The organism is Pseudomonas sp. (genome assembly GCF_035277045.1).
In the GTDB taxonomy this organism is placed as follows: domain Bacteria; phylum Pseudomonadota; class Gammaproteobacteria; order Pseudomonadales; family Pseudomonadaceae; genus Aquipseudomonas.
Genome location: NZ_DATELE010000137.1, coordinates 1 through 10886 on the forward strand (window position 1 = coordinate 1; position 10886 = coordinate 10886).

At 65.5% G+C, this 10886-nt stretch carries 8 protein-coding genes; 5 read left to right on the forward strand and 3 right to left on the reverse strand.

The window, feature by feature from the left end; all coding sequences use genetic code 11:
- Nucleotides 1-122: 122 nt before the first annotated feature.
- Together VJS90_RS06155 and sugE are read left to right on the forward strand one after the other, a co-directional pair.
- Nucleotides 123-1088 (forward strand): bile acid:sodium symporter family protein, encoded by a 966-nt coding sequence (locus tag VJS90_RS06155; RefSeq protein WP_324120085.1) that lies wholly within the window; start codon nucleotides 123-125, stop codon nucleotides 1086-1088.
- A 119-nt stretch (nucleotides 1089-1207) separates the two neighbouring features.
- Entirely contained in the window at nucleotides 1208-1525 is a 318-nt protein-coding gene (sugE, locus tag VJS90_RS06160) for a quaternary ammonium compound efflux SMR transporter SugE (RefSeq protein ID WP_324120087.1), read from the forward strand.
- Between the two features lie 15 nt (nucleotides 1526-1540).
- On the opposite strand, the gene VJS90_RS06165 is transcribed toward sugE, so the two are convergent.
- Entirely contained in the window at nucleotides 1541-3415 is a 1875-nt protein-coding gene (locus VJS90_RS06165) for an MFS transporter (protein WP_324120089.1), read from the reverse strand.
- A 229-nt stretch (nucleotides 3416-3644) separates the two neighbouring features.
- Here VJS90_RS06165 and VJS90_RS06170 point away from each other — a divergent pair, with 229 nt between their 5' ends.
- Nucleotides 3645-7121, forward strand: coding sequence for a NahK/ErcS family hybrid sensor histidine kinase/response regulator (locus VJS90_RS06170; RefSeq protein ID WP_324120091.1), 3477 nt, complete (start codon nucleotides 3645-3647; stop codon nucleotides 7119-7121).
- On the opposite strand, the gene rmuC is transcribed toward VJS90_RS06170, so the two are convergent.
- Together rmuC and VJS90_RS06180 are read right to left on the reverse strand one after the other, a co-directional pair.
- Nucleotides 7093-8463, reverse strand: a complete 1371-nt coding sequence (gene rmuC, locus VJS90_RS06175; RefSeq protein WP_324120099.1) for a DNA recombination protein RmuC — start codon at nucleotides 8461-8463, stop codon at nucleotides 7093-7095. The two genes, VJS90_RS06170 and rmuC, sit on opposite strands and share 29 nt — an antisense overlap.
- A 176-nt stretch (nucleotides 8464-8639) precedes the next feature.
- Complete coding sequence (locus tag VJS90_RS06180) at nucleotides 8640-9068, reverse strand: sel1 repeat family protein (RefSeq protein ID WP_324120093.1); 429 nt, start codon at nucleotides 9066-9068, stop codon at nucleotides 8640-8642.
- 951 nt (nucleotides 9069-10019) lie between these two features.
- Between VJS90_RS06180 and VJS90_RS06185 the strand changes: the two genes are divergently transcribed.
- Together VJS90_RS06185 and VJS90_RS06190 are read left to right on the forward strand one after the other, a co-directional pair.
- Nucleotides 10020-10244, forward strand: coding sequence for a hypothetical protein (locus VJS90_RS06185; protein WP_324120095.1), 225 nt, complete (start codon nucleotides 10020-10022; stop codon nucleotides 10242-10244).
- A gap of 294 nt (nucleotides 10245-10538) precedes the next feature.
- Nucleotides 10539-10886, forward strand: a 348-nt coding sequence (locus VJS90_RS06190; protein WP_324120097.1) for a hypothetical protein, incomplete at its 3' end; no start/stop codon positions are given.

Below are 10886 nucleotides of genomic sequence, written 5' to 3' on the forward strand. Positions count from 1 at the left end.
CGCTCTCTGTCCGGTTGATCGAGTCGACAGGTTTTGCGGCCCCCAGGGGCCGATCGCGGCACAAGGCCGCTCCCACAGGAGCGGTCTTGTTTTGATAGTTATATAAGAAGAAGGAATTCTCCATGCGTGCCCTCGCCGCCCTCAGCCGATTCGTCGGCAATACCTTTGCCGTGTGGGTGCTGCTGTTCGCCTGCCTGGCGTTTTTCCAGCCGCAGTGGTTCATCGGCCTCAAAAGCTGGATCGTGCCGCTGCTGGGCCTGGTCATGTTCGGCATGGGCCTGACGCTCAAGCTGGACGACTTCGCCGCGGTGGCCCGCCAGCCTTGGCGGGTTGCGCTGGGGGTGGTGGCGCACTTCGTGATCATGCCGGGGGTGGCGTGGCTGCTGTGCCAGCTGTTCCACCTGCCGGCGGAAATCGCCGTGGGGGTCATCCTGGTCGGCTGCTGCCCGAGCGGGACCGCCTCCAATGTCATGGTCTGGCTGTCCAAGGGCGATCTGGCGCTGGCGGTCGCGATCGCGGCGGTCACCACGCTGCTGGCACCGCTGCTGACGCCCACGCTGATCTGGCTGCTGGCCTCGGCCTGGCTGCCGGTATCGTTCATGGACATGTTCTGGTCGATCCTGCAGCTGGTGATGTTGCCGATCGTGCTCGGCGTGCTGGCCCAGCGCCTGCTCGGCGCGCGGGTGCAGGTGGCGGTTCAGGTGCTGCCGCTGGTGTCGGTGGTGAGCATCGTGATGATCGTCTGCGCGGTGGTCGCGGCCAGCCAGGCGAAGATCGCCGAGTCCGGCCTGATGATCATGGCGGTGGTGGTGCTGCACAACAGCTTCGGTTTCCTGCTGGGCTACCTCACCGGCAAGCTGTGCAAGCTGCCGCTGGCCCAGCGCAAGTCGCTGGCGCTGGAGGTGGGCATGCAGAACTCGGGGCTGGGCGCGGCGCTCGCCAGCGCGCACTTCTCGCCCCTGGCGGCGGTGCCCAGCGCGTTGTTCAGCGTGTGGCACAACATCTCCGGGGCCTTGCTCTCGACCTGGTTCCGGCGCATGGAAGAGCCCGCGGCGCCAGAGGGCGAGCACGTTGCTCGCCCGTCCTGAGGACTTGCCTGGGCATCAGTGACTGTGCACTATAGTGCGCACTGTGAGGACGGCCTCACGACGCGCTGCGTGAACGATTCGGGGACGGCCCCAGCCTTTGTCTGATGGAGATTACCGCCATGTCCTGGATCATTCTGTTCTTCGCCGGCCTGTTCGAGGTCGGCTGGGCCGTCGGCCTGAAATACACCGACGGCTTTACCCGCCCGCTTCCCACCACGCTGACTGTCGCCGCCATGGCTGTCAGCCTCGGCCTGCTCGGCCTGGCCATGAAGGAGCTGCCGCTAGGCACCGCCTACGCCATCTGGACCGGCGTCGGCGCGGTGGGCACCGTCATTGCCGGGATCATCCTGTTCGGCGAATCCATGGCGCTGGTGCGCCTGGTCAGCGTCGCGCTGATCGTCTGCGGCCTGATCGGGCTCAAGGTCAGCGCCAGCTGACCTCGATTCAACGCCCTACCGCACGTTGCCGCGCAGGTCGCTGACCCGCGCGCGCAGCGCTTCGGGATGTGCCGCCTCTACCTCGACCGCCTCCCCCGCCACCACCGTCACCCGCGACCAGAAGCGCCGGAACACGCCCTTGGCCGGATCACGGCTGAAGAAACTGCCCCATAGCCCCTGCAACGCCAGCGGAATCACCGGTACCGGCGTCTCGCGCAGGATGCGCTTGACCCCGCTCCTGAACACGTCGATCTCGCCATCGCTGCTGAGCTTGCCCTCGGGAAAGATGCACACCAGCTCCCCCGCTGCCAGCGACGCGGCAATGCGCGCGAAGGCCTGCTCGTAGGTGCCGGCGTCCTCGCCACGCCCGGCGATCGGGATCGCCCCCGCGGTGCGGAAGACGAAGTTGAGCACCGGCAGGCGGTAGATCTTGTAGTACATGACGAAACGGATCGGCCGACGCACGGCGCCTGCGATCAGCAGCGCGTCGACAAAGGACACGTGATTGCACACCAGCAGTGCCGCGCCCTCGTCGGGAATGCGCTGCAGGTCGCGGTGCTCGACGCGGTACATGGAATGGCTGAGCAGCCAGATCAGGAAGCGCATGGTGAACTCGGGCACGATGCGGAAGATGTAGGCGTTGACGGCGATGTTCAGCAGCGACACCACCAGGAACAGCTGCGGGATCGACAGCTCGGCCAGGCTCAGCAGGACAATGGTGACGATGGCCGAGACCACCATGAACAGCGCGTTGAGGATGTTGTTGGCGGCGATCACCCGCGCCCGCTCGTGCTCGGCGGTACGCGCCTGGATCAGGGCGTACAGCGGCACGATATAGAAGCCGCCGAACACACCCAGGCCAAGGATCGCGGCGAGGATCCACCAGGCCTGCGCCAGGCCCAGCAGCGACAGCCAGTCGTGCGGCGCGGCCGCGGCCGGCACGTCACCGGAATGCCACCACCACAGCAGGCCGAAGACGGTCAGGCCAAAGGAGCCGAACGGCACCAGGCCGATCTCGACCTTGCGCCCGCTCAGGCGCTCGCACAGCAGCGAGCCCACGGCGATGCCCACCGAGAACAGCGTCAGCACCAGCGTCACCACGGTCTCGTCGCCGTGCAGCCAGTCCTTGGCGTAGGCCGGGATCTGGGTCAGGTAGATGGCGCCGACAAACCAGAACCACGAGTTGCCGACGATCGAGCGCGACACCGCCGGGGCCTGCCCCAGGCCCAGGCGCAGGGTCGCCCAGGACTGCGTGAAAATGTTCCAGTCCAGTTTCATCTCTGGCGCGACGGCGGCCGCACGCGGTATCCAGCGGCTCGACAAGTAGCCGAGCACGGCGACCCCGACCACGGCGATGGCGACGTTGGGCGCGTAGTGGATGCTGGACATCATTACCCCGGCGCCGATGGTCCCCGCGAGAATGGCCAGAAAGGTCCCCATCTCCACCAGGCCGTTGCCGCCCACCAGCTCCTCCTCGCGCAGGGCCTGCGGCAGGATCGAGTATTTCACCGGGCCGAACAGCGCCGAGTGGGTGCCCATGGCGAACAGCGCCAGCAGCATCAGCGCCAGGTGATTGGTGACGAAGCCGGTGGCACCGATGGCCATGATGACGATCTCGGCCAGCTTGATCACCCGGATCAGCGCGTCCTTGGCGAATTTCTCGCCGAACTGCCCGGCCAGTGCCGAGAACAGGAAGAACGGCAGGATGAACAGCAGCGCGCACAGGTTGACCCAGATCGACCGGTCGCCTTCGAAGCTCAGCTTGTAGAGGATCGCCAGGATCAGCGACTGCTTGAACAGGTTGTCGTTAAAGGCACCCAACGACTGGGTGATGAAGAACGGCAAGAAGCGTCGCTTGCCGAGCAAGGTGAATTGCGAGGGGTGACTCATCGTTCTTCCTTGTACTTGCGTTGGGCATTGTCAATTCAGGGGGGCATGATAACCCTGTGCGGGGCGATCAGGCGCGGTGTCAGTACCGGCCTCTTCGCTGGCACTGGCACAGCAAGTCCAAAACTCGAACCGCACCCTGCCCGCACCTGCGACGAACGTCGGCGCTGACGAAGCGCAGGCGGCGTGCGAGACTGTCGGATCGGGATTTCATCAACGCCGCGGAGTTGTCATGTCGTTGTCCAGCGGGCTGATCGCCGTGGTCGCCCTGGCCTATATGGCCATCATGTTCGCCATCGCCTTCTACGGCGACCGGCGCAGCACGCCGCTGCCGCCGCGCCTGCGTGCCTGGGTGTACAGCCTGTCGCTGGCGGTGTACTGCACCAGCTGGACCTTCTTCGGCGCGGTCGGCCAGGCCGCCGAGCAGCTTTGGGCCTTCCTGCCGATCTACCTGGGGCCCGTCCTGCTGTTGCTGTTCGCGCCCTGGGTGCTGCAGAAGATGGTGCTGATCAGCAAGCAGGAAAACATCACCTCGATCGCCGACTTCATCGCCGCGCGCTACGGCAAGTCGCAGTCGCTGGCCGTGGTGGTGGCGCTGATCTGCCTGGTCGGGGTACTACCCTACATTGCCCTGCAGCTCAAGGGCATCGTGCTCGGCGTGAACCTGCTGATCGGCGCCAACGCCGACGCCACCGGCAGCCGGGTGCAGGACACCGCGCTGGTGGTCTCGCTGGTGCTGGCGCTGTTCAGCATCGTCTTCGGCACGCGCAGCCTGGACGTGACCGAGCACCACCGCGGCATGGTCCTGGCGATCGCCTTCGAGGCGATGGTCAAGCTGCTGGCGTTTCTGGCGGTGGGCGCCTTCGTGGTGTTCAACCTGTACGACGGCTTCGACGACCTGTTCAGCCAGGCGCGCCTGGCGCCGCACCTGGACAGCTACTGGCAGGAGACCATCAACTGGCCCTCGATGGTGGTGCAGACCATGGTGGCGATGATGGCGATCATCTGCCTGCCGCGCCAGTTCCACGTCACCGTGGTGGAGAACACCGAGGCCCAGGACCTGCGCCTGGCACGCTGGGTGTTTCCGCTGTACCTGGCGCTGGCCGCGCTGTTCGTGGTGCCGATCGCCCTGGCCGGGCAGCTGCTGCTGCCGGGCACGGTGATCTCCGACTCCTTCGTCATCAGCCTGCCGCTGGCCGAGGCTCACCCAAGCCTGGCCCTGCTGGCCTTCATCGGCGGCGCTTCGGCGGCCACCGGCATGGTCATCGTCGAGGCGGTGGCGCTGTCGACCATGGTGTCCAACGACATGCTGCTGCCGTGGCTGCTGCGGCGCAATAACGCCGAGCGGCCGTTCGAGGTGTTCCGCCACTGGATGCTTTCGGTGCGCCGGGTGACCATCGTGGTGATCCTGCTGCTGGCCTACGTCAGCTACCGCCTGCTCGGCTCCACCGCGAGCCTGGCGACCATCGGCCAGATCGCCTTCGCGGCCGTGACCCAGCTGGCGCCGGCCATGCTCGGCGCGCTGTACTGGAAGCAGGCCAACCGCCGTGGCGTGTTCGCCGGCCTGGCCGCGGGGATCTTCCTGTGGTTCTACACCCTGGTGCTGCCGATCACCGCCCACAGCCTGGACTGGTCGCTGGCGCTGTTCCCCGGGCTGGACTGGCTGCACGGCAACCCGCTGAACCTGCCGATCACGCCGCTGACCCAGGGCGTGGTGCTGTCCCTGGCGGGCAACTTCACGCTGTTTGCCTGGGTGTCGATCCTCTCGCGCACGCGGGTTTCGGAACACTGGCAGGCCGGCCGCTTCATCGGCCAGCAGACCAGCGCCCGGCCGGGCAGCCGCTCATTGCTGGCGGTGCAGATCGACGACCTGCTGCAACTGGCGGCGCGCTTCGTCGGCGAGGAACGCGCCCGGCAGAGCTTCATCCGCTTCGCCTACCGCCAGGGCAAGGGCTTCAACCCCAACCAGAACGCTGACGGCGACTGGATCGAGCACACCGAGCGCCTGCTGGCGGGCGTGCTGGGCACCTCCTCCACACGCGCGGTGGTCAAGGCGGCCATCGAAGGGCGCGAGATGCAGCTCGAGGACGTGGTGCGCATCGCCGACGAAGCGTCCGAGGTGCTGCAGTTCAACCGCGCCTTGCTGCAGGGCGCCATCGAGAACATCAACCAGGGCCTGAGCGTGGTGGACCAGAACCTGCACCTGGTGGCCTGGAACCGCCGCTATCTTGAGCTGTTCAACTACCCGGACGGGCTGATCAGCGTCGGCCGGCCGATCGCCGATATCATCCGCTACAACGCCGAGCGCGGCCTGTGCGGGCCGGGCGAGGCGCAGGTCCACGTCGCCCGCCGCCTGCACTGGATGCGCCAGGGCCGCGCGCACACCTCCGAACGGCTGTTTCCCAACGGCCGGGTGATCGAGCTGATCGGCAACCCCATGCCCGGCGGCGGCTTCGTCATGAGTTTCAGCGATATCACGCCGTTCCGCGAGGCCGAGCAGGCGCTCAAGGAAGCCAACGAAGGGCTGGAACAACGGGTGGCCGAACGCACCTTCGAGCTGTCGCAGCTCAACCAGGCCTTGAGCGAGGCCAAGAGCCACGCCGAGGCGGTCAGCCAGTCCAAGACCCGCTTCCTGGCCGCCGTCAGCCATGACCTGATGCAGCCGCTGAACGCTGCCCGGCTGTTCTCGGCCGCGCTGTCCCAGCAAGGCGAGGAGCTGTCGGAGGATGCCCGGCAGCTGGTGCAGCACATGGACAGCTCGCTGCGCTCGGCCGAAGAGCTGATCAGCGACCTGCTGGACATCTCGCGCCTTGAAAACGGCAAGATCACCCCCGATGCCAAGCCCTTTGCCCTGGGCGAGCTGTTCGACGCGCTGGGCGCCGAGTTCACCGCCCTGGCCCGGGAGAAAGGCCTGGAGTTTCGCCTGCGCGGCAGCCGCCTGCGGGTCAACAGCGACATCAGGCTGTTGCGGCGTATCCTGCAGAACTTTCTGACCAACGCCTTGCGTTATGGCAAGAGCCCCATCCTGCTGGGCGCGCGCCGGCGCGACGGACGCCTGTGGCTGGAGGTGTGGGACCGCGGGCCGGGCATCGCCAACGACAAGCTGCAGGTGATCTTTCAGGAGTTCAAGCGCCTGGACAGCCACCAGACCCGCGCTGAAAAGGGCCTGGGGCTAGGGCTGGCGATTGCCGATGGACTGTGCCGGGTGCTGGGCCATGAGCTGCAGGTGCGTTCGTGGCCTGGCAGGGGCACGGTGTTTCGGGTTGGCGTGCCGCTGGCCAGCGCCGCGGCACCCGCGCCCAGCGCGCCGGTCGAGCAGACGAGCCAGCCGCTGGCCGGCCTGCAGGTACTGTGCGTCGATAACGAGGACAGCATCCTGGTCGGCATGAACAGCCTGCTCGGCCGCTGGGGCTGCCAGGTGTGGACCGCGCGCAGCCAGCAGGAATGCGACGCGCTGCTGGACAAGGGCATGCGCCCCCACCTGGCGCTGGTCGACTACCACCTGGACGACGGCGAGACGGGCACCGGGCTGATGGCCTGGCTACGCACCCGCTTGGGCGAGCCGGTGCCGGGGGTCGTGATCAGCGCCGACGGGCGCAGCGAAACCATCGCCCAGGTGCATGCCGCAGGCCTCGACTACCTGGCCAAGCCGGTCAAGCCTGCGGCCTTGCGCGCGCTGCTCAATCGCCATCTGAGCCTGGTTCAGTAACGGCCGTTTCGCTCAGCGCGCGCTCCAGCAGATCGGCCGGCAGGCTCTTGCTGGCGCGGGCGCCGAGCAGCTTGAGCTGCTCGCTGCGGCTGATGAGGTTGCCGCGCCCTTCGCAGAGCTTGTTGCGCGCCGCGGCGTAGGCCTTGTCCACCTGCTGCAGGCGCGTGCCGAGCTCGTCCAGGTCCTGGATGAACAGCACGAACTTGTCGTACAGCCAACCGGCGCGCTCGGCGATCTCGCGGGCGTTCTGGCTCTGGCGCTCCTGCTTCCACAGACTGTCGATGACGCGCAAGGTCGCCAGCAGCGTGGTCGGGCTGACGATGATGATCTTGCGGTCGAAGGCTTCCTGGAACAGGTTCGGCTCGGCCTGCAGGGCCGCCGAGAACGCCGCCTCGATGGGCACGAAGAGCAGCACGAAATCCAGGCTGTGCAGGCCCTCGAGGCGGCTGTAGTCCTTGCCCGAGAGCCCTTTGACGTGGTTGCGCAGCGACAGCACGTGCTGCTTGAGCGCGGCCTGCGCGGCCTGGCTGTCGGGGTCGCTGACAAATTGCTGGTAGGCCGTGAGGCTGACCTTGGCGTCGACCACCACCTGCTTGCCGCCGGGCATCATGATCAGCACATCGGGCTGGAAGCGCTCGCCGTCGGCGCTTTTCAGGCTGACCTGGGTCTGGTATTCCCGGCCTTTTTCAAGGCCGGCATGCTCGAGGACGCGCTCAAGGATCAGCTCGCCCCAGTTGCCTTGGGTCTTCTGGCCCTTCAGGGCCTGGGTCAGGTTGGTCGCCTCGTCGCTCAGGCGCTGGTTCAGCTGCTGCAGGCGCTCCAGCTCCTTGCCCAGGGAGAAGCGCTCGCGGGCCTCTTGCTGGTAGCTCTCCTCGACGCGCTTCTCGAAGGCCTGGATACGTTCCTTGAGCGGATCGAGCAATTGCCCCAGGTGCTGCTGGCTGGTCTGGGCGAAGCGCTGCTCGCGCTCGTCGAAAATCCGCGTGGCCAGGTCGGAGAACTGCGCGCGCAAAGTATCGCGGGCTTCCTGCAGGTCTTCGAGGCGCTGCTGGTGGCTTTCCTGCTGCTCGCGCAGCTCGGCGGAAAGCCCAGCGGCCTGGGCCTCCAGGCGGCGCAGTTCGGCCTCGCGCTGAGCACGTTCGACCTGCCAGGCATGGGCAGCGTCGCGGGCGTTGTCGCGGTCGACCTGCAGCAGCTCGACCTCACGGCCCTGGGCGGCCAGGCCGGCCTGCTTGGCGGCGTTGGCTTCGCTCAGGTCACTGATTTCGTCACGGCTGGCGTCGAGCTGCGCCTGCAGGCCCTCCTGGGCCAGTTGCGCGCCACTCAGGCGCTCCTCCAGCAAGGCCAGCTCGCCCTGGCGCAGCGCCAGCCGCCGCTGCACCTGCAACGCCCAGCCCAGGCACGGCAACGCCGCTACCACCATGCCCAGCACGATGCTGGCCAGATCCACCGCCATAGCTACTCCGATCAATCCTGCGAGTCAGGATCGCAGCTTATCAGCCTGGCGCGGCCAGGGCCTCACGCGCGCGGCAATTGCCTGAGCAGACGCCGTGCTTCCTGCGAGCCTTTGGCGGCGGCGAGCTCCAGCCAGTAGCGCGCCTGGTCGGGCGCGTTGGCTTGGGGCTGCGCGCAGAGGCGGCCGTATTCGAGCTGAGCACGCCGGTCGCCCGCACGGGCTGCCTGGCGCAGCAATTCGTGGCCGATGCGCCGGTCGCGGGCATTGCCGCAATCCCGGCAGAGCATCTGCCCCAGCCGGCTCTGGGCCACTACCACGCCTTGTCGGGCGGGCTGCTTGAGCAGACGGCCGGCGAAGTGCTTGACGCTGGGCTTGTCACCCAGGCGGGGACTGTCCAGCAGCCACAAGGCGACCTTCAGGGAAAAGCGCTTGGGTTCAGGCAAGGGAGTCGAAGCCGACGGGTCAGCGAGATTTTTACCGCGAAATATCATGACAAAAAGCGATGGCAACTCGAGAGGCGCGCCACTCTACTCCTTTTTCCGCCGAATGGCCCGACGCTTTCCTACAGAAAAATCAAAAAAAACTGAGTTTTTTTCTTGACGCTCAAGCGTCGTGCATTTCTGTCAGAGAAGTGCGCAGCGGATTGTCGGACAGAGTGGAAAATCCTGGCACGCCCGTGCTAGAGCAAGCGCATGGGACAATCCACAGAAGCTGTGGATAACTCAGTGGACAACCCCCTCAAGGAGCCCGCAAACCCCTATGGAATGGGGCCCAAAGTCAAACTGACGATTTTTTCACCAGCTCGGATTAACGTTTTTTTTCATTGACTTAAGCGCGTAGTCAAGTCATTGGCGGGGTTCCGCCGCCCTGTTGCGACCTTGTTACATCCTCGGGCACCGATGTGTACAACCACTCGGTGAGCAGGCGTGCCGAGGAACAAAACGTGTATATCACCCCTGTCCCAAGGGTCCTGCCCCCTTCACAGGGCGGCCAAGTTAGGAGATACTGCTCGGCTCGACGCGACAACAGCATCAAAGCTTGCCACCTGGGCAAAACTGCTGTAATGTGGCCGCCGTTAGTACCAAGCTTGAAAGTCAATTCCGGCCACATCGTCCTTGCAGTCTCCTGCTCCTCCTCGAGCAGCAACTGTCGAAACCAGGACCGGCCCACTCGATGGTTCCCTCGGCAATCCATACCTGCCCCAGCAAGAACCAGCTGAAAAATTGATCAGGATCTTCATCCAGAGGCCTAGAACCTGCCCTGGCTGCATGCCTGCCTTCCCATGTACCTACCAGTCAGCCCAGCGCCACTCATATCAATGCGCCCAAACTGGCTGCCCTGTTCCAGACTGGTCCTGCGCCTCTACTAAATTACGGCGTTACTGGAACGTTTTTATCGTGCACGGCTCGAATCCGTGTCTATTGCAGGAACATCCAATAACTATGACGCACAATCATCACTTCCAGGCTGCGGTTAGCACCCTCTCCAAGGCATTTGCCCCTTTGAACTGCCTGATCTTTGCCCCACGCAAAGGCAGCTTCAGCTTTACCTTGGTCGACGAGCATGGCATTGCCTGCCACACCGAACGCCTGTACCCAGAGCAGTACAATACCGCCGAGCCGCTGCAGGCGATCATCGATCGCACGCGCCAGTCGCTCACGGCGTAAGCCCCTCCTCGCCTGGGCAAGCCAGTCATGGGAGCGACCGTCACGGTCCTCCGGCCTGCCCTGCGAACCTCCCTACAAGCCTATCGCCACCTTTCCCTACGCCCAGACCCGGTAATTGCCTGAAGGCATATAGGCCCTGCGGCGCTTGTTTCAATCGATTTAAAAACAGTCCTTTACACCACGGTTATCACACTACACTTCAACTCGAGCGGCTGATGTCGCTTCCGGCGGGCCTGACCATTCAACAGCTGCCAAGCTCCAGTGCCCGTCGGCCATTTTCAGTTCGAGGCCACCATGGGTATCGCTGCGAACGAGTTGAGCCAGTACGTCATCCGCCCGACCCTCATCTACCTGGGCCGCCACTGCGCAAGCGCCGAAGCCCTGCTGCTGGGAGTGGCGGCCAGCCAGTCGGCGCTGGGATCGGCGCTGCACGACCGGCGCGGGCACGGGCTCTACAGGATCGGTGAGACACGTCACAATTGTCTGTGGGATAAATTCCTGGCTCGCGATCCGGAACTCGCCAGCCTGGTGCGCGGGCTGGCCAGCCAGCATGCCTTTCTCTGCGGTCCGCACCTGGAGCTGACCGTCAATCTGCGCTACGCCACCGCCATCGCCTGGATGCTCATCGAGGAGCAGGGATCG

Excerpts from the sequence above, each read along its gene's own strand:
- VJS90_RS06155 (WP_324120085.1), top strand. The coding sequence starts at position 123 with ATGCGTGCCCTCGCCGCCCTCAGCCGATTCGTCGGCAATACCTTTGCC.
- sugE (WP_324120087.1), top strand. The coding sequence starts at position 1,208 with ATGTCCTGGATCATTCTGTTCTTCGCCGGCCTGTTCGAGGTCGGCTGG.
- VJS90_RS06165 (WP_324120089.1), bottom strand. The coding sequence starts at position 3,415 with ATGAGTCACCCCTCGCAATTCACCTTGCTCGGCAAGCGACGCTTCTTG.
- VJS90_RS06170 (WP_324120091.1), top strand. The coding sequence starts at position 3,645 with ATGTCGTTGTCCAGCGGGCTGATCGCCGTGGTCGCCCTGGCCTATATG.
- VJS90_RS06180 (WP_324120093.1), bottom strand. The coding sequence starts at position 9,068 with ATGATATTTCGCGGTAAAAATCTCGCTGACCCGTCGGCTTCGACTCCC.
- VJS90_RS06185 (WP_324120095.1), top strand. The coding sequence starts at position 10,020 with ATGACGCACAATCATCACTTCCAGGCTGCGGTTAGCACCCTCTCCAAG.